This window comes from Parabacteroides chinchillae, assembly GCF_900108035.1.
Lineage (GTDB): Bacteria > Bacteroidota > Bacteroidia > Bacteroidales > Tannerellaceae > Parabacteroides > Parabacteroides chinchillae.
On sequence record NZ_FNVS01000002.1, the window covers coordinates 98,199 to 120,184 of the forward strand.

General features: G+C 37.7%; 21 protein-coding genes. 7 read left to right on the forward strand and 14 right to left on the reverse strand.

From position 1 onward, the window contains the following. The 6 genes from C4S38_RS02330 (at window position 1) to C4S38_RS02355 (ending at window position 6,607) form a co-directional block, all read left to right on the forward strand. Entirely contained in the window at window positions 1–1,758 is a 1,758-nt protein-coding gene (locus C4S38_RS02330) for a V-type ATP synthase subunit A (RefSeq protein WP_103982388.1), read from the forward strand. Between the two features lie 24 nt (window positions 1,759–1,782). Next, on the forward strand, window positions 1,783–3,102 hold the full coding sequence (locus tag C4S38_RS02335; RefSeq protein ID WP_099465720.1) for a V-type ATP synthase subunit B: 1,320 nt from the start codon (window positions 1,783–1,785) through the stop codon (window positions 3,100–3,102). 76 nt (window positions 3,103–3,178) lie between these two features. Continuing rightward, window positions 3,179–3,802 (forward strand): V-type ATP synthase subunit D, encoded by a 624-nt coding sequence (locus C4S38_RS02340; protein ID WP_099465719.1) that lies wholly within the window; start codon window positions 3,179–3,181, stop codon window positions 3,800–3,802. Then, window positions 3,799–5,619 carry a V-type ATP synthase subunit I gene (locus tag C4S38_RS02345; protein WP_103982389.1) on the forward strand — a complete coding sequence of 607 codons (1,821 nt, stop codon included), beginning with the start codon at window positions 3,799–3,801 and terminating at the stop codon, window positions 5,617–5,619. Before C4S38_RS02340 ends, C4S38_RS02345 begins: the two co-directional genes overlap by 4 nt. 50 nt (window positions 5,620–5,669) lie before the next feature. Further along, window positions 5,670–6,125 carry an ATPase gene (locus C4S38_RS02350; protein WP_103982390.1) on the forward strand — a complete coding sequence of 152 codons (456 nt, stop codon included), beginning with the start codon at window positions 5,670–5,672 and terminating at the stop codon, window positions 6,123–6,125. Between the two features lie 230 nt (window positions 6,126–6,355). Beyond that, window positions 6,356–6,607 carry a fibroblast growth factor gene (locus C4S38_RS02355; protein ID WP_103982391.1) on the forward strand — a complete coding sequence of 84 codons (252 nt, stop codon included), beginning with the start codon at window positions 6,356–6,358 and terminating at the stop codon, window positions 6,605–6,607. 297 nt (window positions 6,608–6,904) lie between these two features. Here C4S38_RS02355 and C4S38_RS02360 read toward each other — a convergent pair whose 3' ends face one another. From C4S38_RS02360 to C4S38_RS02395, 7 genes are all read right to left on the reverse strand, one after another. Then, window positions 6,905–7,708 carry an N-acetylmuramidase domain-containing protein gene (locus tag C4S38_RS02360; protein ID WP_103982392.1) on the reverse strand — a complete coding sequence of 268 codons (804 nt, stop codon included), beginning with the start codon at window positions 7,706–7,708 and terminating at the stop codon, window positions 6,905–6,907. A 7-nt stretch (window positions 7,709–7,715) separates the two neighbouring features. Further along, the gene (locus C4S38_RS02365; RefSeq protein WP_103982393.1) at window positions 7,716–8,135 is read right to left on the reverse strand and encodes a hypothetical protein; all 420 of its coding nucleotides are present in this window, start codon (window positions 8,133–8,135) and stop codon (window positions 7,716–7,718) included. Window positions 8,136–8,376: 241 nt separating this feature from the next. Further along, window positions 8,377–8,991 carry a DUF2589 domain-containing protein gene (locus C4S38_RS02375; protein WP_103982395.1) on the reverse strand — a complete coding sequence of 205 codons (615 nt, stop codon included), beginning with the start codon at window positions 8,989–8,991 and terminating at the stop codon, window positions 8,377–8,379. A gap of 9 nt (window positions 8,992–9,000) precedes the next feature. Then, window positions 9,001–9,813 (reverse strand): hypothetical protein, encoded by an 813-nt coding sequence (locus tag C4S38_RS02380; RefSeq protein WP_103982396.1) that lies wholly within the window; start codon window positions 9,811–9,813, stop codon window positions 9,001–9,003. A 30-nt stretch (window positions 9,814–9,843) separates the two neighbouring features. Then, window positions 9,844–10,719, reverse strand: a complete 876-nt coding sequence (locus C4S38_RS02385; RefSeq protein ID WP_103982397.1) for a DUF2589 domain-containing protein — start codon at window positions 10,717–10,719, stop codon at window positions 9,844–9,846. Between the two features lie 79 nt (window positions 10,720–10,798). Then, entirely contained in the window at window positions 10,799–11,230 is a 432-nt protein-coding gene (locus C4S38_RS02390) for a LytR/AlgR family response regulator transcription factor (RefSeq protein WP_103982398.1), read from the reverse strand. Window positions 11,231–11,299: 69 nt separating this feature from the next. Further along, on the reverse strand, window positions 11,300–11,647 hold the full coding sequence (locus C4S38_RS02395) for a DUF3876 domain-containing protein (RefSeq protein ID WP_103982399.1): 348 nt from the start codon (window positions 11,645–11,647) through the stop codon (window positions 11,300–11,302). A 245-nt stretch (window positions 11,648–11,892) separates the two neighbouring features. Between C4S38_RS02395 and C4S38_RS02400 the strand changes: the two genes are divergently transcribed. Then, window positions 11,893–12,465: a hypothetical protein gene (locus C4S38_RS02400; RefSeq protein ID WP_103982400.1), complete on the forward strand. Its 573-nt coding sequence runs from the start codon at window positions 11,893–11,895 to the stop codon at window positions 12,463–12,465. A gap of 354 nt (window positions 12,466–12,819) precedes the next feature. On the opposite strand, the gene C4S38_RS02405 is transcribed toward C4S38_RS02400, so the two are convergent. The 7 genes from C4S38_RS02405 to menD all read right to left on the reverse strand — a co-directional run bounded on the left by C4S38_RS02405 (window position 12,820) and on the right by menD (window position 21,986). Further along, a complete protein-coding gene (locus C4S38_RS02405) occupies window positions 12,820–13,527 on the reverse strand; it encodes a hypothetical protein (protein WP_103982401.1) in 708 nt (235 codons plus the stop codon). 172 nt (window positions 13,528–13,699) lie between these two features. Beyond that, window positions 13,700–15,301: a DUF3857 domain-containing protein gene (locus C4S38_RS02410; RefSeq protein WP_103982402.1), complete on the reverse strand. Its 1,602-nt coding sequence runs from the start codon at window positions 15,299–15,301 to the stop codon at window positions 13,700–13,702. Between the two features lie 5 nt (window positions 15,302–15,306). After that, window positions 15,307–17,268, reverse strand: a complete 1,962-nt coding sequence (locus C4S38_RS02415; RefSeq protein WP_103982403.1) for a DUF3857 domain-containing protein — start codon at window positions 17,266–17,268, stop codon at window positions 15,307–15,309. A gap of 2 nt (window positions 17,269–17,270) precedes the next feature. Further along, window positions 17,271–18,389 (reverse strand): AMP-binding protein, encoded by a 1,119-nt coding sequence (locus tag C4S38_RS02420; protein WP_103982404.1) that lies wholly within the window; start codon window positions 18,387–18,389, stop codon window positions 17,271–17,273. A 34-nt stretch (window positions 18,390–18,423) separates the two neighbouring features. Then, window positions 18,424–19,476 carry an o-succinylbenzoate synthase gene (locus C4S38_RS02425; RefSeq protein WP_103982405.1) on the reverse strand — a complete coding sequence of 351 codons (1,053 nt, stop codon included), beginning with the start codon at window positions 19,474–19,476 and terminating at the stop codon, window positions 18,424–18,426. 12 nt (window positions 19,477–19,488) lie between these two features. Next, window positions 19,489–20,313: a 1,4-dihydroxy-2-naphthoyl-CoA synthase gene (gene menB, locus C4S38_RS02430; protein ID WP_103982406.1), complete on the reverse strand. Its 825-nt coding sequence runs from the start codon at window positions 20,311–20,313 to the stop codon at window positions 19,489–19,491. Window positions 20,314–20,321: 8 nt separating this feature from the next. Further along, the gene (menD, locus tag C4S38_RS02435; protein WP_103982407.1) at window positions 20,322–21,986 is read right to left on the reverse strand and encodes a 2-succinyl-5-enolpyruvyl-6-hydroxy-3-cyclohexene-1-carboxylic-acid synthase; all 1,665 of its coding nucleotides are present in this window, start codon (window positions 21,984–21,986) and stop codon (window positions 20,322–20,324) included.

Consider the following 21,986-nt stretch of genomic DNA (forward strand, 5'->3'; position numbering starts at 1 on the left):
ATGGCTACGAAAGGAATTGTAAAAGGAATCGTATCCAACCTGGTAACCGTTGAGGTGGATGGGCCGGTTTCTCAAAATGAAATCTGTTACATTTCCGTCGGAGGTGTGAAACTGATGTCGGAAGTAATTAAAGTAATAGGTAAGAATGCCTTTGTACAGGTGTTTGAAAGTACACGTGGTATGCGGGTAGGTGATGAGGCCGAATTCCAGGGACACATGTTAGAGGTAACGTTGGGACCGGGCATGTTGTCGCGTAATTATGACGGTTTGCAGAATGACCTGGATAAGATGGATGGTGTTTTCCTGAAGCGTGGAGAATATACATTTGCGCTTGATAATGATAAAAAGTGGGATTTCAAACCATTGGCGAAAGCCGGGGATAAGGTTGTTGCCGGTGACTGGTTGGGTGAAGTGGATGAAAACTTCCAACCTCATAAAATTATGGTGCCTTTTACATTTCAAGGTACATTTACTGTAAAGTCCGTAATTGCGGCCGGGCAATATACCATCAACGAAACGATAGCTGTCCTTACAGACGAAAATGGTAACGATATTAATGTTACTATGATCCAGAAATGGCCGGTAAAGAAAGCTATTACCTGCTATAAAGAAAAACCCCGTCCCTATAAATTGCTGGAAACAGGCGTTCGTACGATAGACACTGTTAACCCGATCGTGGAAGGTGGTACCGGTTTTATTCCCGGACCTTTTGGTACAGGCAAAACTGTACTTCAGCATGCTATTTCCAAACAGGCTGAAGCTGATATTGTAATTATTGCTGCCTGCGGTGAACGTGCAAATGAGGTTGTGGAAATCTTTACTGAATTTCCTGAATTAGTAGACCCTCATACGGGACGTAAGCTGATGGAACGTACCATTATTATTGCAAATACATCCAACATGCCAGTTGCTGCACGTGAAGCTTCTGTATATACGGCAATGACAATTGCAGAATATTACCGTAGTATGGGATTGAAAGTTTTGCTAATGGCGGACTCTACTTCCCGTTGGGCACAGGCGTTGCGTGAAATGTCCAATCGTTTGGAAGAACTTCCCGGACCGGATGCGTTTCCTATGGACTTGTCGGCTATTGTGGCAAATTTCTATGCCCGCGCAGGTTTCGTACACTTAAATAATAATGCAACAGGATCTGTAACGTTTATTGGTACGGTATCTCCGGCCGGCGGTAACTTAAAGGAACCCGTAACAGAGAATACGAAAAAAGTAGCTCGTTGTTTCTATGCGCTGGAGCAGGAACGTGCAGACCGTAAACGTTATCCGGCTGTAAATCCGATTGACAGCTATTCCAAGTATCTCGAATATCCCGAATTTCAAGAATATATAGCAAAACATATTTCTCCTGCCTGGATCGAGAAAGTAAATGAAATCAAAACCCGTATGTTGCGTGGTAAGGAAATTGCCGAGCAAATCAATATTTTGGGTGACGATGGAGTTCCTGTTGAATATCACGTTACATTTTGGAAGTCTGAACTTATAGACTTTGTTATTTTACAGCAGGACGCTTTTGATACAATTGACGCCGTAACTCCACTGGCCCGTCAGGAATTTATGCTGGATAAGGTAGTAAATATCTGTCGTGCTGATTTTAAGTTTGATACTTTCCTGGAAGTTATGGATTATTTTAAGAAGATGATTAATATCTTCAAACAGATGAACTATTCCGAATATGAAAGTGACCAGTTTAAAAAGTTCAATGCAGAACTGGATGCTTTGGTTAAGGAGCGAGTTGAACAATGATAACCGTCAGCTAAAAATAATGTTATGGCAACAAAAGCATTTCAAAAAATATATACGAAAATTACCCAGATAACAAAAGCTACCTGTTCGTTGAAAGCAACAGGTGTCGGGTATGATGAGTTGGCTTCCGTTGATGGAAAACTGGCTCAGGTAGTAAAGATTATCGGCGACGAAGTTACGCTGCAGGTGTTTTCCGGAACAGAAGGTATTCGTACAAACGCAGAAGTAGTGTTTATGGGTAAAGCTCCTTCTTTGAAAGTTGGAGATCAGTTGGCAGGCCGTTTCTTTAATGCTTATGGTGATCCGATCGATGGCGGTCCGGTTCCCGAAGGAAAAGAAGTGGAAATTGGCGGTCCGTCTGTAAACCCGGTTCGTCGTCAACAACCTTCAGAGTTGATCGCTACAGGTATTGCCGGCATCGACTTGAACAATACATTGGTGACAGGACAGAAGATTCCGTTTTTTGCCGATCCAGACCAACCTTTTAACCAAGTAATGGCTATGGTAGCATTACGTGCTCAGTCAGATAAGATTATCTTAGGTGGTATGGGGATGACAAATGATGACTACCTGTTTTTCAAGAATACATTTAGCAATGCCGGTGCGTTGGACCGTATCGTTAGTTTTATCAATACAACGGAAGACCCTTCCGTAGAACGTATCTTGATTCCGGATATGGCTCTTTCTGCCGCCGAATATTTTGCAGTTCAGAAGAATGAAAAAGTATTGGTGTTGTTGACGGATATGACTAACTATGCCGATGCTTTGGCTATTGTGTCTAACCGTATGGATCAGATTCCTTCAAAAGACTCAATGCCGGGTTCTTTATATTCTGACCTGGCTAAGATTTATGAAAAGGCAGTTCAGTTCCCGGCAGGTGGTTCTATTACGATTATTGCTGTAACTACATTGTCTGGCGGCGATATTACGCATGCAGTGCCTGATAATACCGGTTATATTACGGAAGGCCAGTTGTATCTTCGTCGTGACAGTGACGTAGGTAAGGTTATTGTAGACCCATTCCGAAGCTTATCACGTTTGAAACAGTTGGTAACAGGAAAGAAAACGCGTGAAGATCATCCTCAGGTAATGAATGCGGCAGTCCGTTTGTACGCCGATGCCGCCAATGCGAAGACTAAGCTTGAAAATGGTTTTGACCTGACTGACTACGACAACCGTACATTGGCATTTGCAAAAGATTATTCATCAAAATTGCTTGCTATTGATGTTAATTTGGATACAACAGAAATGCTTGATGTTGCATGGAATTTGTTTGCACATTATTTCACTCCGGAAGAAGTAAATATTAAGCAGGCGCTGGTAGATAAATATTGGCCGAAATAATTCCTTCCGAACGAAATTGGAATTTCTCCCGAGAGAAGTTTGATTTTTTTCCGAATGGAATCTAAAATATATAAATATGGCAATAAAGTTTCAATATAATAAAACATCACTTCAGCAACTGGAAAAGCAACTGAAGATGCGTGAACGTTCCCTGCCTACTATTAAGAGCAAGGAAAGTGCGTTGCGTATCGAAGTGAAGCGAACCAAAGATGAAGCGAATAGATTGGAACTTCAGCTGGAACAAGAGATTCAGAGTTATGAAGACATGGTTGCTTTGTGGAATGAGTTTAATCCTGAATTGATTAAAGTGCAGGATGTGACTCTTTCGACAAAGAAAATAGCCGGTGTGGTTGTTCCTATACTCGACGAAATAAAGTTTGAAATAGGACACTATAGTCTTTTTAATGCTCCTGCCTGGTATACCGACGGTATCGAGTTGCTGAAAAAATTGGCTCGTACGGGTATTGAAGCAGAGTTTTCGAATATGAAGCTGGAGTTGTTGGAGCATGCCAGGAAAAAGACTACTCAAAAAGTAAACCTTTTTGAAAAAGTGCAGATTCCGGGCTATAAAGATGCGATTCGTAAAGTGAAACGGTTTATGGAAGATGAAGAGAGTCTTTCTAAATCTTCACAAAAGATCATGCGGTCTAATCAGGAAAAACGTAAGGCAAAAGAAGAAAAAGAGGAGGCTGAAGTATGATAGTAAAGATGAGCAAATATGCCTATATGGTATACCATAAGGAATATGATACCTTTCTGAGCTTATTGCGTGAACTGGGGGTTGTCCATATCCGGGAAACAAAATCTATTACTGATGATGACAACCTTCAAAAACTTCTGTCTGAACGCAAAAGGGTTAATGTCTTGATGCGTTTCTTTAAGAATCTGCATGCTTCAGAAAAGGATATTAAGTTAGCTCCGGCCCGTGAACTTGACAAAAAGGATGGTTTGAAGTTGCTTGATAAAATAGAAGAACTGCAAGAAAAGAAAACTCAACTTGTAGCTTATAAGCAATCTCTGGAAAAGGATATTGACTATATGTCGATATGGGGCGAGTTTAGTTATCAAAATATTAATCGTCTGAAAAGAGCCGGATATGATATTACTTTTTTTTCTTGTCCGACAGCTAAATATGAACCGGTTTGGGGTGAATTATATAATGCATTTCTCATAAATAATTTTCAGTCGATTACCTATTTTGTAACAATAACTAAAGAAGGTACATTGATTGATATCGATGCCGACCGTCCTAAAATGCCGGCAATGGGAATAGCTAAATTGAATATCCGCTACAAGCAATGTCTTCAAGAAATTAAAGATGTTGAAAATGAGCTGAAACGGATGGCCGTCGATGATTATAATACGTTGGATGCTTTTGACCGGAGTTTGCAAAACGAGTTTAATTTAGCAAATGCTTTAGTTCAAACGGATAAACAAGCTGGTGACAAGTTGATGTTATTGGAAGGATGGGTTCCTACAGAAAATGCACCGGCGATGGAAGCAGGTTTGGAAAAACACGGATATTTCTTCCACGCTTTGGAAATAGAGGAAGGTGATTCTGTTCCTATCAAATTACGTAATAATAAGTTCAGCAAACTATACGAACCGATTACACGTATGTTTTCGTTGCCTAATTATACGGAATTTGATCCCACACCTTTCTTTGCCCCATTTTTCATGTTGTTTTTCGGGCTTTGCTTTGGTGACGGAGGATATGGCCTGTTAGTGCTTATAGTTTGTACGATTCTGAAAAGAAAGGTAAATCCTGACTTTAAACCCTATTTGACCTTATTCCAATATTTGGGATTAGCGGCGGTTATTGTTGGTACTTGTACAGGTTCATTCTTTGGTATAGAATTGGCAAAGGTTCCTGCATTTTCAGCCGTTAAGGAGTACTTTGTGAATAGTGATAATCTGATGACATTCTCAATTATTATCGGATTGGTTCAGATTATATTTGGTAAAGCTGTTGCAGCTTTAAAAACAATGTCTCAGAAAGGTACGAAATATGGTGTTGCTCCATTTGCATGGGTGTTCATTATCACGGCCTTGTGTTGTGTGTTTGGTCTTCCTATGTTGAATGTTCATTTACCGGAAATAGTATCTGATATCTTCCTTGGAATTGCCGGATTAGGGTTGCTGGTTGCGTTCCTTTACAATACGCCGGGCAAGAATGTATTCCTGAATTTCGGAACCGGATTATGGAACACTTATAATATGGCCTCCGGGCTATTGGGTGATACACTATCTTATATCCGTTTGTTTGCAATTGGACTGACCGGCTCCATTTTAGGAGGCGTGTTTAATTCACTGGCTGTGGATATGACGGAAGGTATGAATATTGTAGCACGTATTATCTGTATGTTACTGATCCTTCTGGTAGGACATTCGATAAATATAGGTTTGTGTACCATTAGTTCATTGGTGCATCCGCTTCGTCTTATTTTCGTTGAGTATTATAAAAATGCTGAATTTGAAGGTGGCGGTAAGGAATACAAACCTTTTAAACAATTATAAATAGTAATTTAAGTAACAACAAAAGAATAAATTAAAAAAACAGTTTTATTATGGGACCAATTTTATTAGCTTATCTGGGTATTGCATTGATGACAGGTTTAACCTTTATCGGCAGTAGTTATGGTGTTACAATTTGTGGTAACGCTGTTGTAGGTGCAATGAAGAAGAATCCGGATGCACTGGGTACTTATATTGCATTAAGTGCATTGCCATCTTCACAGGGATTGTATGGATTCGTTGGTTATTTTATGATGCAGAAATTTTTGGTCGAAGGCATTTCATGGCTAACAGCTTGTGGTGTATTTGGTGCAGGTCTGGTATTAGGATTTGCCGGCCTTTATTCTTCTATCCGTCAGGCTCAGGTTTGTGCTAACGGTATTGCAGGTGTTGGTGCCGGTCATAATGTTTTTGGTGCAACTATGGTGATGGCCGTATTCCCTGAATTATATGCAATTCTGGCTTTACTGGTTGTTATTTTGATTGGAGGAACACTTCCGGTAGCATAATTAAATTAAAGAATAGGTTTTGAAGAAAGGCTTCCCAAAAGGAAGCCTTTCTTTGTTGTTTAAAAAGGGGAAATATGTCCTTATAGTTGTTTCAAAAAGTGGAATATTAAGTTATTGACAAAGGAAAATATACATTTCAAATATTAATTTTTTGAGTACATTCTTTTAGATTCATCTTTGTAAGGTAAGCTTACAAAAGGATAAAAGTTTAATTTTTTAAGATTATTGTTATGAATGTAGATTTTTCAAAGCCGTTATATATTCAATCATCTAAAACAGGATCTGGAGGTGGTGTTGTAAACTGTCAGAAAGGTATGGAAGATACAGGAAAGTTTAATATTAAAGCACAAAGTGACGGTACTGTAACTATCGAGTCTGTAAAATATCCGGGCGTATATTTACGAATGGATGGCAGTGGTATTCGTTCGTTTGCCGGTGCAGGAGCAGGAAATTTTTTGTTTTGTAATAGTAGTTTGATGTAAAAGCGATGTCAGAGAATAGCTCTGGCATCGCTTATTAAATTCCAGATATTCCAAATAGCTTTCACCGAGCATTGTTAGTAGAATATTAAGAATTTGATTCAACTTTGTTGAAAATCGGATCAAATTAATGGTAATTATACTATATAATTGAATTAAAGATTATACTCGTTGTGCAGTTGTGTCAAAATATTATGTTGATTTGTATGTCATTATTTTGTCATAATTATAATATTCATGTAATTCATGATCTTCTATAGATATAATTTTTTTGAAATGAAGAATAAAAGATAAGGTTACTTATTTTTGCTTTGTCAGTTCTTCGTATGCACTTTTTAATTTCAGATGGTATTGGTGCTTTTCATAGCTGGGACCATTATATCCTTTTGCAAAATTTGCCCAGTCTTTGTCGATTAAGAATTGAGCTAATTTAGACTTATGTAGGAATATAATGAAGTGGCGGAGTTGATTTTGTTCGCTCTTTTTTTCTTTTTCCATAAAAACGATTACACTTTTTTCTCCGCATAATTTATGATTGCTGCCCATAATTTGACCAATGCCGGAACTGATGCTCATCAAGGCTGCTACTTCATGAATCTTCATGGCTTCATTTAAACGGTCATACTCTTTTATTCCTCCTTTATAAAGCTCTTGATTCCATGTTGGAGATAATATATTAGGATGTTCTTTTTGTAAAGGGACAGGATCAATGCCGACATTTTTTAGTTCTCTCCAGAAATGATGAGCTTCAAAAAGTATTACAGGCTTACCCGGAGCCAAAAAACCACCACGTCCGCCGGTTTCAACTTTTAGAACGGCTTTGAGGCATGCCGGTTCCACATCTAACATATTTGCTGCTAAAATAATATCTTCTTCAGTTATTTTTTCTTGTGCAGGTCTGTTGGAAAATGTCAGAGCATCCCAGCATACAATACCCACAATGCCGTCGGTATCCAGGTTATGTTTACTTTGAAACAGAATGACATTTTCACGTGTGGCTTCATCGAATGTACCATTTATTTCTTGTTTATATTCGTTTTGAAGTAATAGCTCCTGAAGATAACGGACATCTTTACCTGTATTGCTTAATTTTATCGTTTTCATAATATGTCTATGTTGTTATAAATCTAATTTCAGAAAAAATTGGTTTTAAATCGGGAATTTTTACTTTTAGTATAGCTACTGTATTTTTGTGTATATTTCCGACTTTATCAGATAACTCAATATAGCCTTTCCCGTTTGGGAAAGTTACACTGTAATATAAGTAATCGGCCGCTTTACGTGTTTCTAAAAGCCGTTGATCACACATGCGGAGGAAAAAAAGATAAGCATCTGTAAAGCTGCTTACTTTAATAATCCTTATTTCCGGATGTCGTTTGCTTTTAGCCTTACCAATCGGAGATTGATTTTTTAAAAGGAAATAGATTGTTTTTTGGTAACATCCATTTCCTTTTTGGTGATCGTTTTTTCCTTTACGGCTGACTAATTGCCATATATGCATCTTTAATTTACGAAAGAAATCAAATCCCATTTTTATTATCTGTTAAAATGACTTTTCTTTTCAAGATTATCTTGAGCTTGTTTTACTTTTCGTAAAGCATCTATTGCGGGTTTGGACTTTGTCCGGTCTATCGTCAGTTGTAGATGACACGAAGGACATTGTAATCCTCGGGATGTAATTAATTCATAGATTGATGTATGAATAAATTTTCCACATTGCGGGCATTTGAGCCCGACTTTTTGCTCACGGGCATTGTCTTCTATATTTGCCATTATTTACCTCCTTCTTCTTCGGTTACCTCTTCAACTTCAATATCCTCTACTTGTACATTGTTTGCCGTTAAATGGAGTAAGTTTGATAATCCGGCGGGCATATCGGCCTGACGCATTTTAACCCTGATTTTCATGTTGGCTGATAAGCTTTGCTGGATATTACCGGAATTTGTTCCGTCACTTTGTTTAGGTGCTAATGATGCACGAAGTTTGAATCCTCCATTATTATCCTCACTGACACTTTTTCCTTCTTCTGTAGAGAAATGTTCTTCAGTAGTCTCTGTTAACGCATCTAGAATTTTGATGTCAAAGTCGAAATCGGCTTCTTGAATTTGTAGTAGAGGTAGAGGTACGAGTGTTAACAATGGAATGCTTACACTTTGCTGTTTATTTCCATTCACATCTTGATTGGTATAATTGAAAGTCAGCATCCGTATTTTTCCTGTTTTACCTGTTGCCGGATCGTATGAATCAAAAGCTATTTTCATCAGATAATCCAGATAACTACGGGACGATAACGCATCGGCTTCAATAGTTGCAATTAACGGACCTGCTATTAATTGCTGTAGTTCCATTACCTGGCTGCTATTGGTTCTTTTCTTTTTATCTTCCATAACTTTTGTTTATTTCATAACGAAGTCTTCATAGTTTTCTTCTTCTTCTAATTGCGAAAGGGAAAAACTGCGTGGACTAAATTTTAATTTAAACGAATGGATTGCTTCTTCCGGCATATTTATAAGTTCTTCGGCTGTAATAGCAACATCTAGTTGGGGAAATGATTTGAACTTTTTGAAGTTGGCATCTTTGGAAAGCTTCTCAATTAATCCGGAAATAGCTTTTTGCATATTTACTTCTGCTGTTTCACGTAGTTTATCGCCTTCTGTACCAGAGAATAGTTCATCAAGATCAGTATCATATAGAAACTTCTTTCGGACTACGTCTGTGATTCTACTTAATATAACTTCTTGTTTGATAGAACCATTGTTTCTGTCTACCGCTTCGTATATGTTTGACCGGAAAGCTTTTCTCATATTACGACTCAGAAAAGCCCAGAATTCTCTATGGAAAGCCGTTTCACTTTTAAGTCTTTCAAAAAAGTGTTTTTCACCTTCTTTACCCTCTATGTCCGAGGTCATTATAGTGGACATAACGCTACTGATTACAACTTTTGCTGTTTCTTCGCAAAGTTCATTCAGAAATTGCCTGAATTTATTGTACTTAATATTGAACTGTTGTTGACTTTCCGATGCATTTTTTACACCATACTTCAATTCTAATTCCATATCGCTTACCATAACGTTTGGTAGTTGGAAATCTTTTACTTTTCCGTCTTTTCCGTACGATTCGCTAAGTGCCAGCGAGTAAAGATTAGCTTCATGCTGTGCTGAAATGATGTCTCTTAAAATAGAGCCTATTACTGAACTTAACTGAGCCATAATATGATTTTTTTAATTAACTTTTTGCTTTTAATCTTCTATACCATCTTCTCCAGCATTATTGTTGGCTGATGCAGTTTCGACTTTGATTTCGACTTCCTTGCCGCCTTCTACAAATACTTTGTATGTACCTGCGCTCAATTCGATAACTTTACTGTCGCCATCTATCTTAAAGTCTTCTCCATTTGAGTTTCCGCCGCTAATTTTCAATGCTTTTGGAGACAATAGGCCGTTTTTGTTTTTGTACGTTGCTATTAAGCGTGCTTTTTCCTGTCCGTTAATTGTAAAACGGGTGCTGTTAACTTCCAATGTACCTTCAGGATCGGATACATCCAAAGCGTTACCTAATAATTCCAAAACTTTGGCAAGACCTGCAGGCATACTATCTTGACCGGCTTTTACAGCCACGTCCATAGTGTATTCTACACTGTACTTTGATTCTTCTGTAGCTTTAGAGTCTTTCTTTGATGAATAGTTGGCATTCATCTTTGCATCCATGTGGAACGGGCCAACTTTCAAACCGGCAGTCACTTCAGCACTACCGCCCATACTTGTGTTCTCTGATACTTCTGACGTGCTGGATGATGAAGCAGAAATACTGGCTTTAAAATTAATATCGATACTATGGATAGCGATATAAGGAATAGGAACGATTGTCAACAAAGGCACATTCAACTGTACCATGCGTCCTCCTTGTAAGAATGAAAAAGATACGGTAACAGCTGTTTTTTCGTGTGTTTCCGGATCTTCGTTCAAGCCGACTTCCTGAATAAATTTCCAGGTTGTTTGTGCTGCCATAGCCTGAGCTTCAATACATGCTTGTAATGGGCCGCCAATAATTGATCCAAAAGGAATTGCCTGCAATGCATTGGTTGCAACTTGCGACGGAGTTTTGTCAATAGCCATAATAATAATCTCCTTTTTTAATTGTTGTTTTTAATACTGTTGTTTTCGTAAGCTTACGATGCAAAACTATGGATAAACGTTAGTTGTGGAAATTATCTTCTTTAGTTGAAGGAATATCCTTTTTATTTTTTCGTTTTCTGTATTTGAATGGCGATTTTGTTTCTTCCAGTATATCGAAACATGCAGATACTTGTTGACTGTAAGGACAGCTTACAGGCAATTGTTTTTTTTCAACATATAATATATTTCCTATAAAAGCATCCACTTTATGCATATTTACAATATAAGAGCGATGAATGCGTACAAAGATGGTTGACGGTAATTTTTGTTCCATCTCCGTCAATGAATGAATAATAATAATTTTAGTACCTTGCATTAGATGAATTTCACAGTAACTTCCATCTACCTCTATCCATTGGATATCGGTATACAGATATTTACGGAAGAAATCTTTTTGGCGAATAAATAATCCGTCTTTTACATGACAGATAGATTCAGATTTTGTGTTCATGCTAAAAATAGAATTAAAGAGCTCGGTGAAAGCTATAATGAAATATCAGTGAATTACACTGATCATTTTTTATTTATATTCCTCTCTGATGTAAGTTCCACCAGGGGATAGAAACAGAGTACTGTCTTTCTTGCTATATGATATAAAAATACGTCCTTCTGCTTGAATATAGGTTCCATATTGGGTTTGTAAGATGGGATAAATAATAGGATATTTTTCTCTGTTTACAGTAATATGATGCACTATAGCAATGTAACCACTCTCCGTTGAAAGGATAGAGATACGCGGTCGCCCTTGTATGCTTATCCAATTTCCACAGATGTAATCAATGGATGATGTATCAGTCTGTTTCTTACAATCATATAAAAATAAAAAACAATAAGAAAGTAGTATTGATGTAATGATAATTTTGTTCATAATATTGTAAATAGAATGATGTTTGAAGCAAAAATACAAGTCTGATTATTTTAGCAGCAAGAAACTTTTTGGATTATTGTTTTTATTTTTTGGTTTAGGTATAATTCCGGATATATAGAAATTATCCGGTAATATTGTAAAAAGGAATATCACCAAACCAAAAAATAAAATTATTCTGTCAAGAGCATTCATCTAGTTTTGCAACCGAATCAATTTATAAATAAATAATAAAAGGAGGTTGTATTATGAAATCTGTCACTTTAACATTATTGGCCATATTATGTTTGTCTTGTTCAAAAGAAGAAACAGATTATATAAATTGTAAAACAAGTAAAGAAGTTGTACAAAAGTTTCATTCTTATTTTTGTTATCCGGTAGATAAGCTGACATGCCAATTGGATGGATATATGGATGGTGAATACGTTGTTCAGGTTACATCGAGTGATGTGCCATGTCAATTATTTTCAGATATTACAGGGATCAAAATTGTTCTTAAAGATTCGTATGAATATTCTTTTGTATCGGATGACGGTATTTTTATTCGGATCAATGGTAAAAGAACATCTGAAAATGCTATATATGCAACCTGGCGTATAAATATTCCTGAGATACCCGGAGTTTCAATAATCCATTTTGCTAGTCAGGATATAGCTAATGGAACAAACGGAGAGCCTGTAGGAGGAGTTCCTGTTATTTTTGTAGCAGGTACACAATATGAGGTCCGCGTATTATTTACTCCGGGTGGACTCGGTGACTTATCGTATAATGATGATATTTTCAGGGGAATATTGCAAGAACAAAAGCAAACAGGATTCTGATTACGATATAATAGGTTCAATGGTAAAAAAAACAGGCGATTGTGTAGGTGCATACATACGTCAATGGATAGGGGGTAAAAATATTCCTATGCATCAATTATACGGATTAGAATCAGGATACACCTATTTCCAATTGGCTGATTTATATATAGTGGAAAACATTTAATATTGGAATATAATACATCAGACGGTTCCCGGCGGACGAATGCTTATGCTGCCCATTTATCAATTGCTACGGAAAAACGGATTGGATGACGATCATATTCTGCTAATTGTTGAAGACGATAGGCTCGCATGTTTCAGTTTATAATGCGGAATATTTTGATAATCTGTATAACTCGTCCATAAATGAATTTATTTATACTCCTCATTGATCATATTAATTGTTTTATGGAGTACTTTCTGCGTATTTATACTTGTATTGGTTATAGATTTTGCCATTAACGGAAGTGTAGTCAGCATGTATTGACAAAAGGTGCTATCTTGTGCTATTTGCTTCCATTGCTCTTTTGCGGTCGGGACGTGTGCATTATTTGGTAGATGGGCATAGAAATTGGAGAGTTGTTCAATCCGGACTTCTCTATAGTGAGTATCCATATCTTTTATGATATTAATGTATTCGTAGCATTCAAACAGTTGAAGCAATAATTGCTTGTTTTTCATTCGTTGCATGGTGCCTGATACTTTTGTCATATCTAAGGCATTATTTTTCAGGAACCAATAGTAATAAAGACGGTGATGATTATAGTATCGGTTTACAATATTTTCGTCAATATTTTCTTTTTGGATGATATTACGGTAAAGTAATTCAGAAAATGCGATTTCATCTTTGCAGTGATTTTGTATGTTGGAAAGCTCAACTAAATCATACTCTAGTTCGTTTACCATCATTTGCATAACCTGGAGATCTTCATTTGCCTCTATATAATTTTCTATCAGGTTTTCGCCATAAAATGTGGCAGTAATGCTAATTATTACGACAGATAGTTCCGTTGTATAATCAGCCCACCAATCAGCATGTTGTTTAAACTTTTGATATAAAGCCTTTAGTAAACCAATCATGAATTATCTCTTTTTACAGGGTAAATATCGGTATTCATCCAGAGAGAAATCAATCTATTTATTGGTTATGGTATTTTCTTTTCCGGGTTATGTTTCCTATAAGATAAAAGCCCCGGAATTATTTTAATTCGCAGGGCTTTTATTTGATCAATCTGGTGTAGAACCTGTTTCTCTATTTTTCTGAAAATAATAATAATCTATTGTTTGGATCTGTCCACTCATTAAGAAGAACACGCAAATCGCTATATTCAGCCGGAGTAAATTGTTGCTTATTCAATTCGATGGTGCGAATTACTTCAATGGTACTGTCTTTGGAAGTAATTGTTTGTGTAACTTTTCCGTAAGGCTTACTTACCACGGTCTGTCCAACTGGAGTTTTTAATGTTAATCCTTCAGCATTATTTATTGCGTAGGTAATTTCTTCCTGTAGGAGAGAGGGTATTTCAAACAATCCGGTGCGTTTGCTAGGCAATGATGAAATATTCCACGTATCTATACCTTTTAATAGAACAGGTAATGTGTAAATTATAAAACCACCTTTTGCCATAGAGGCATCAATATTTATTTCTTTGTTTTCTTTTATAATAAGAGGTTGGGTATTCACCTGGATTTGTTTTCCATCAAGTGTGAAAATGTTATCTAATATGCCCCGGGCTTTTACATTAATTGGTTCCATGTTAAAAGCTGACAAATACAGGTCTTCACTGTTGGAAGTCGCTTTTACCATAAATTTTTTTATACTGCGAATACCTGCAATGTTTGCATCTATATTTGCAGGATAGAAAGCAACTATTTCCGATTTTATACCAGCTGCATTAAGCATAGAACAGAGTAATTGTGTTTTTTCTGTTGCTGTCCCATAAGCGCTACGTAATACATCATCTGCGTTGCGAATGGTGAATCCTGTATAATCCAGAGGAATTGGGCATAGATCTATATTCTCAACAACATGGCGTTGAGTAATTTCTATCTTTTCTTTATCATTGGTTGCGTTTTCTGTAATATATTGTGCAAACGCTTTACTTTCATAATTCATAGAATTATTGAAACATTGTTTCATATATCCAAGAGCTTCGGATTGTGATGTGTAAGTTGTAGCAATAAGACGAGGCGTACCATCGTTATTCTCCGGTAGAAATGCTTCACGGGAAGAGGCTGGGACATTATGCAAAGTCCAATTTACTGTTTTTTGCCCGTTGCTGCTTGTCTCAATGGCTTTCGCGCTCGAATCATAGAGATGATACGTAAGAGTTGTGTTGTGAGGAACAATAATTGTCAATGAATACTCTTTTACCGGCGAAGTTGCAGATAGAAGCTCTTCTATATCGAGTGCCGGATAGAATCCAGGCTTGGATATAATAGAATAATCCAGATAAATAGTAGCTCCTAACTCTAATCCGGTATGTACTACCACCATTTCTTTTAAGTTATTATAAGCCGGGGCGTCTGCTGCAAAACGGGGCAAGACTTCTACAAAAGCGTTTGGAGGAGTTTCAACAATAGAACCATCCTTTTGTACGGTATAAGAAGAATGTATTTGTAATTCCTGATATTGTGGGTTGTACAAAATGAAACTTTCTCCATACGTGCCATTCATAGCCGTATGAGTATAGAGTGTTAACTCCATAGCGTAGCGATATTCCTGACTGCCATCAGAATTCAATTTGTATGTTTTTCCCACTTTCTTGTATTCTGCTTCTGATGCTGCAAATGCAGATATTGAGGTAAACAGCAAGCAAAAGAGAAGAACGGATATTTTATTTATTTTATTCATGGTTTTTATTTTTCAATTATTATATAGTCTCCGAAACTTTTATGGGCGTTTACTGCTGCACGGAATCCTTCCCAGTCGGCAGCTTCATAAACACGTTTTTTTAAGGAAAGTTTTTGATGAAGCTCAATAGTATTTCCTTTTTGTTTGAGTGAGCCATCAAAATCGGCGGCCGTACTTTGTTTATGGTCTTCTTTGTCTGTTTGCATCATTGTATATCCTTTCGGCAATTGAATTGTTTCGTCCAATTCTACCAAACGGGAACAGGCATCTTTAAATCCGTAATTGCGGTTTTTTAAATCGGTGTTAATACGCAAATAGCTTTTTACCTGATTATACAAATTATTCATCACCATAGGTTTAAATATTATGTGTTTTCCGGCAACGGAAGCATATTGAGGGATCTCATATGTGAAAGTCATCCGTATAGGCGCTGCCTGATAATTTTTCGGATCTTTACCATAATCCACTTTTAGCAATTTTGCTTTAGGTGATATATTTAGCAATTGCTTTTCCAGAGTATTTTGCCAGTCAGACTGCCAACCTCGGGTAAAAATACTACGAATGTTACTGTCTGATTGTCCTTCTGCAGTAATGGTAAATTGTCCGCGTAAAGTACCATTAATATCTAATTTATTGTTTGCTTTGATACGTATATAGTGGTTTTCAGGTGCGGAAACAGGAGTAAGGCATAAATCGGAACCTTCAGGCACACCAGGCAAATAGTTCTGTTGCTGTTCGGCACTACTCCATAATTCACGGCAGAAAGGAACCCAGGTCGGATCGAGCGGCATATAAGTTCCATTAGATAATTTAACTACGGCAACACAATGATTAAAATGGTCTGCCGGAATACTTTCGACACGGCTACCTGCCATTGTCATAGCCGGATAAGCTTCAAATCCTGCCATGCGAAGGAATGAAATTAATGTCCCTGCAATATCTTTACAAACACCACAGCGATCGGTATAATTCATTTTGGTATTATGAAGCGTAAATCCTTCTCCTTTCCCCATTGAGATGCCAGCATAACGGATATTGTCTGCAACCCAATGTGTTAAAACGGCAATCTTTTCCATTTCCGTGCTTTTGCCTTTTATCAGTTCATCTACTTTTTTCTGGGCTTCGGGGAGTGGTGCAAAGCTATTGTAGTCTTCGTTTACCTTATTAAACCAAAGAGACTTATCTTGCCATTTGGGGGTTGACGACATCATCAGTTTGGGTGCACAGTCAAATAAGTCAACCATATTAGGCTCCTTTTTGAATGGCAGCATATCCTTCATTGCAAAAGTATAGACTTTCAGTCCGTCTTCATACCGCATTGACGAAGTACATTCTCCCTGATAGAATTGAAATTGCATATCTTTTTCCATAGGGATGGAAACTGTATATACTTTGCGTACGGTAGGTTCTGTTGCCCAGAAAGGAACAATGTCATAAAATTGTCCATACATAGGAGGGACGAAACGTGATTCATCATCATCTCCTGCTAGGAGGGCGTAGGTAAATCCTTTCTTTGCAATTTTATATTCTATAATATCACCGGGATAAAGACGGCCTACTTCCATCATGATTTGGCGTGCTCCCCAGTAAATAGCCCGTGCCGGTGCGGCATAGTCACAAGCTTGAGTAATATCCAGATTAATCACATCTCCGTTTGTACGATAGATTGTGACATAACGAAACTCTGCAAATGCAGTCAACGGATCATAATCATATTTAATAATCCGATTTTGAACCGCTCCTTTAGGTGTTTGTACTTTTATTTTCTTGTATATTACAAAAGAGCCGGATCCCGAAGGTTGTACTGTAACGGCAGTGCTATCCAGTAAAGTGATATAATCGGCAGTTGCATACATTTTTTGTTTTTCGGTTGTTGGATCTTGCGGTAGCTGACAACAAGAGTTACTCTGTCCGTATGCTGACGAGTATATCAACAATGAAAACATTACAATAAATAAGTGTTTCATAATTATATAGTGTTATTTGTTACCTGTAATTTAATAGCGAGCTTTCTGCATTCCGGACGGTTTATCTTTCCATTACCTGTATATGGAATGGATTCTACCTTATAAATACGCTTTGGTTGCTGGTATTTGGGTAAAATCTCTTTTATGTGTTGTGCAATATCTTCTTCTTTTTCAATTAACAAAATAAGCACTTCTCCAAATTTAGGATCGGGAATAGAAGTTATAGCAAAGTTGCAGGAAATAATAGAATTAAGAGCTTTCTCAACTTGTTCTATCTGAATTTTGACCCCTCCGCTATTTACTACGTTGTCTTTTCGTCCGATGATAGAGAAACTTCCATCAGGAAAAATCTGTGCTATGTCATTTGTCTCTAATATGTTGTCGCACACACAAGGTGCATGTATTGTTAATGTCTGTTCCTGAGAGAGTGAAATATTGACTGATGGGAATGGCATGTATCGTACAGATCTGCCTTTTCCGTTTATTTTTCGAAGAGCAATATGTGAGAGTGTTTCTGTCATGCCATAAGTCGAGTAGATTGAATTTGGAAGTTTTCTTATCTGTTTTTCCAAAGCATTGTCAATAGCACTTCCTCCAATGATTAAGATGTCAATTTGTTTGAGTCTTTCTGTTTCTTCCGTAACTTGTAATGTATTATAAACTTGCAAAGGAATCATGGCTGCAAAACGAAATGGAGTGTTTACGCCAGCCATCGGATGTCCGGATGGTGTACGAATAACCAGATTTAATCCGGCAACCAATGAGCGTACAACCATCATTTTCCCGCCCACATATAGTAACGGCATACAGAGTAAGGCTCTGTCCCCTTTTTGCAAATTCAGAAATGAACAGGTCATTATTGCGCTTTGCATCATTTGTTCTTTCCGTACGGTTCGTTTTTTCGGGTTTCCGGTAGAGCCTGATGTTTGCAAAGTGATAGTAGGAGATTCATTGAACCAGTCTGCTAAGAAAGCATATAGATCATTTCTGAACTCGGTATCCTGATTCGTATTTGTTTTTAATAAATCCTCAATGTTATCTTGCGTATATACAACACCTTCTAATGTCAAATGTTGTTTTTTAATATCAAGTATATATTCTTTTAAAGTAGTTGTGTGCATAACTAACTGTTTGACAAATCACGATTCATTTAATTTATTGTTTAATAGAATAAATGTCGGGTTTTTTTCCATCCGGATTATACCATAGGCAATCTTTTTTGATGTCGAGCGGCATTTCTATATTATCGGTAAAAAGTAAACCTGTACCTAATCCTTGTGGAAGTCGGTTGTCGTACGTTGCGCACCATTGAGCGATAGCATTCAATCCTATATTTGATTCGAGAGCAGAAGTAATCCACCAGCCGATTTTAAATTTACCGGCTGTTTCTATCCATTCTTTGCATCCGGAAAAACCTCCGTGTAATGATGGCTTTAGAATTATATACTGAGGTGAGATTGTTGTTAATAATTCTTCTTTTTCTTTTGAAGTGTTGCATCCTATCAGTTCCTCATCCAAAGCAATGGGCAAAGGAGACAATGTTGTTAGCTGAGCCATTTCTTCCCATTGTTTTGCACGGATAGGCTGCTCTATGGAATGAAGGTCTAACTCTGCTAATCGTTTTAGCTTCTCTAATGCATCTTTCGGCGAAAAAGCTCCATTGGCATCTACACGCAATTCAATTTCTTTGGAGGAAAAATGTTTACGTATATATTTCAATAAATCTATTTCTTCTTCAAAATTGATAGCTCCGATTTTTAATTTGATACACCGAAAGCCGGCTTCCATTTTTTTCTGGATTTGTTCAAGCATTTTGCCATAGCTTCCCATCCAGATTAGCCCATTTATAGGAATTCCGGTTTCACCCCGGGAGAAGGGAGTATTCCATAAAGCATAACTATCGGTTTCGTAATGACGGACAGCCATTTCTATTCCGAATAGGATTGACGGATAGGGGCGAAGAACTTCCTTATCTATGATTTGTTTCGATTGGAAAGATTCACATACAGTTTTCAGAATATTTTCATAGTCTGGCAAATCGTCACAACTTAAATTGGGCAGCGGAGCACATTCACCAATACCAAATCGTCCCGGTTCTTCCTTTGATGTGAGTATTAAATACCAACTTTTGCGTGTGGTATAAACACCTCTGGATGTCCCGGCCGGTTGTTTGAAGTGTAAAAGACGGGGGAAGATTTGTATATTCATAAAACCTTTGTATTAAGGGAATTTGGGATAATTTTCAAATTGCGGACGGCGTTTTTCCAGGAATGCTTTACCACCTTCCTGGGCTTCTTCTGTCATATAATACAACATTGTCGCATCTCCTGCAAGTTCCTGTATTCCTGCCTGGCCATCTAATTCCGCATTAAGCCCGGCTTTAATCATACGAAGGGCTAACGGACTGAGCAACATCATTTCTTCTGCCCATTGTACATATTCATCTTCCAGTTTATCAAGAGGAACTACTTTATTCACAAGCCCCATATCTAAAGCTTCCTGTGCATTGTATTTTCTACAAAGGAACCATATTTCGCGTGCTTTTTTCTGTCCCACGATACGGGCAAGATAAGATGATCCGAATCCGGCATCAAAACTACCGACACGTGGTCCTGTTTGTCCGAATATTGCATTTTCGGAGGCTATGCTTAAATCGCATACGACATGTAATACATGGCCTCCGCCAATGGCGAAACCATTAACAGCTGCAATAACAGGTTTTGGCAGTGAACGGATTTGTTTTTGTACATCCAATACGTTTAAACGGGCTACGCCGTCTTTACCGATATAGCCTCCATGACCTTTGACGTGCATGTCGCCTCCGGCACAAAAAGCAACGTCTCCGGCTCCTGTCAGTACAACCACATTAATATCCTGCCGCTCTCTGCAAATGTATAGAGCATCGCTCATCTCTGTTGTTGTTGTTGGGGTGAAAGCATTGCGGTAGCGTTCGCGGTTGATTGTGATACGGGCAATGCCTTTATAGAAGTCAAAAAGAATCTCTTCGTATTCTTTAATGGTCGTCCAATCTCTTTTTGCTGACATATCTTTTTTTATTTAAGTTGGTGATAATAATCTTTTAATATTTTCACATCGTTTGCTTTATCTGTGAATACTTCCATCAATAATGGTTGTTCTGTAAATTCTACTTGTACAAAGGTTTTCATAGCTTCTGCCAATTCTTCATCATTATGGACTTCCATATATTGAAATCCTCGCTCTGTTGCCCAACCTTGTGCCGTAGCGGAATGAGTTGCAGTAACAAACCTGTGTGTTTGTTCAGTCATCTTGAAACCTGGTAAAGACTGAAATATTTCTCCTCCGCCATTATTAAGTAGCATGATACGTACATTATTACGGATATAATTGTTCCATAAAGCGTTCATATCATAGAAAAAACTCAGGTCACCGATTACAATAAAGTTTAGTTTCTCCGAAACGGAAGCATAACCGATAGCAGTAGACATCGAACCTTCTATCCCGTTGGTACCTCTGTTGCAGCATACTTCAACAGATTCGGGAATAGAAAAAAGTTGGGCATAGCGAATCGTAGAGCTGTTAGCCAAATGCAAGGCCGATTCTGCAGGTATAGTTCTGATAAGCGAGCCTATGGCTGACAATTCCGAGTAGGGAACTTGTGGTTCTGGGATACTTTTTGAAAGAGCTTCCCACATCTTCGGATATTCACAAATTTTGCTGCTCTCGAGCATGTAAGCTATTTTCTCCAAAAATTCGAACGGATCCATTTCTATTACAGTAGTTATGGAACCATACAAATCAGCCACTTCGCCATCCAACGACACATGCCAGTGTTCTTTGGGTGGATGTTTACGAAGAAGTTGTTTCAATCGTTTAGATACGATGTGGCCTCCATAAGTAATAACCAAATCTGGTATAAGTTTTTCTTGTTTATCACTGGGAGACGAATAAATTACAGCATCGAAATTTTTAATGGGAATTCCGGGAACAGTACGATTGCCCGTATGTTCGGTTAGCCAGGTAAAATGTTTGTATAATAGTTTGCAGATTTTCTTTTCAAACAAATAAATCAGATTCATTTGTCCGACAATCATCATGCGTTTATTGTACTTATTTAAACGTTCGATCAGATTATTGTATTCTTTATCATAGACATTTAGTCCCTGATAACGCGTGATAACGCGTACTTCTGGTAATTCTTCGGTAGTGAACTGGAATAAAGGTTCTGAAACCGGGATATTAATGTGTACCGGTCCTTTACCATGATGGTTGAGTTCCAACAGAGCTTCGTTGACCAGACGATTGCAGTACCATTCGTCTTCATCCGTGTGTATTTCAGGCAGGTTTACCGATTTTTTCACCAGGGAATTGAACACGCCGGATTGTGGCAAAGTTTGCCCGTCCATTTGTCCGATCCAGGCGGAAGGCCGGTCTGCAGATATAACAACAAGTGGCACTTGCTGGTAAAAGGCCTCTGCTACAGCCGGGTGTATATTTAACAATGCCGTTCCTGATGTACAGCATACAGCAGCAGGTTTTCCACTTTGTAATGCTAATCCGGTAGCAAAAAAGCCGGCACTTCTTTCGTCTGTCACAGAGTAACATTGAAAGAAAGGGTGGTTTGCTAATGTATGTACAATCGGAGCATTACGGCTTCCGGGACATAAAACAATATTACGGATGTCATATTCTTTTAACAAAGCTACTAATTGAAGAATGTTTTTTTTGTCTGAGTACAT

Excerpts from the sequence above, each read along its gene's own strand:
- C4S38_RS02425 (WP_103982405.1), bottom strand. The coding sequence starts at position 19,476 with ATGAATATACAAATCTTCCCCCGTCTTTTACACTTCAAACAACCGGCC.
- C4S38_RS02385 (WP_103982397.1), bottom strand. The coding sequence starts at position 10,719 with ATGGCTATTGACAAAACTCCGTCGCAAGTTGCAACCAATGCATTGCAG.
- C4S38_RS02410 (WP_103982402.1), bottom strand. The coding sequence starts at position 15,301 with ATGAATAAAATAAATAAAATATCCGTTCTTCTCTTTTGCTTGCTGTTT.
- C4S38_RS02335 (WP_099465720.1), top strand. The coding sequence starts at position 1,783 with ATGGCAACAAAAGCATTTCAAAAAATATATACGAAAATTACCCAGATA.
- C4S38_RS02360 (WP_103982392.1), bottom strand. The coding sequence starts at position 7,708 with ATGAAAACGATAAAATTAAGCAATACAGGTAAAGATGTCCGTTATCTT.
- C4S38_RS02415 (WP_103982403.1), bottom strand. The coding sequence starts at position 17,268 with ATGAAACACTTATTTATTGTAATGTTTTCATTGTTGATATACTCGTCA.
- menD (WP_103982407.1), bottom strand. The coding sequence starts at position 21,986 with ATGTACTCAGACAAAAAAAACATTCTTCAATTAGTAGCTTTGTTAAAA.
- C4S38_RS02375 (WP_103982395.1), bottom strand. The coding sequence starts at position 8,991 with ATGGAAGATAAAAAGAAAAGAACCAATAGCAGCCAGGTAATGGAACTA.
- C4S38_RS02330 (WP_103982388.1), top strand. The coding sequence starts at position 1 with ATGGCTACGAAAGGAATTGTAAAAGGAATCGTATCCAACCTGGTAACC.
- C4S38_RS02395 (WP_103982399.1), bottom strand. The coding sequence starts at position 11,647 with ATGAACAAAATTATCATTACATCAATACTACTTTCTTATTGTTTTTTA.
- C4S38_RS02405 (WP_103982401.1), bottom strand. The coding sequence starts at position 13,527 with ATGATTGGTTTACTAAAGGCTTTATATCAAAAGTTTAAACAACATGCT.
- C4S38_RS02365 (WP_103982393.1), bottom strand. The coding sequence starts at position 8,135 with ATGGGATTTGATTTCTTTCGTAAATTAAAGATGCATATATGGCAATTA.
- C4S38_RS02380 (WP_103982396.1), bottom strand. The coding sequence starts at position 9,813 with ATGGCTCAGTTAAGTTCAGTAATAGGCTCTATTTTAAGAGACATCATT.
- C4S38_RS02390 (WP_103982398.1), bottom strand. The coding sequence starts at position 11,230 with ATGAACACAAAATCTGAATCTATCTGTCATGTAAAAGACGGATTATTT.
- C4S38_RS02340 (WP_099465719.1), top strand. The coding sequence starts at position 3,179 with ATGGCAATAAAGTTTCAATATAATAAAACATCACTTCAGCAACTGGAA.
- C4S38_RS02400 (WP_103982400.1), top strand. The coding sequence starts at position 11,893 with ATGAAATCTGTCACTTTAACATTATTGGCCATATTATGTTTGTCTTGT.
- C4S38_RS02345 (WP_103982389.1), top strand. The coding sequence starts at position 3,799 with ATGATAGTAAAGATGAGCAAATATGCCTATATGGTATACCATAAGGAA.
- C4S38_RS02355 (WP_103982391.1), top strand. The coding sequence starts at position 6,356 with ATGAATGTAGATTTTTCAAAGCCGTTATATATTCAATCATCTAAAACA.
- C4S38_RS02350 (WP_103982390.1), top strand. The coding sequence starts at position 5,670 with ATGGGACCAATTTTATTAGCTTATCTGGGTATTGCATTGATGACAGGT.
- C4S38_RS02420 (WP_103982404.1), bottom strand. The coding sequence starts at position 18,389 with ATGCACACAACTACTTTAAAAGAATATATACTTGATATTAAAAAACAA.
- menB (WP_103982406.1), bottom strand. The coding sequence starts at position 20,313 with ATGTCAGCAAAAAGAGATTGGACGACCATTAAAGAATACGAAGAGATT.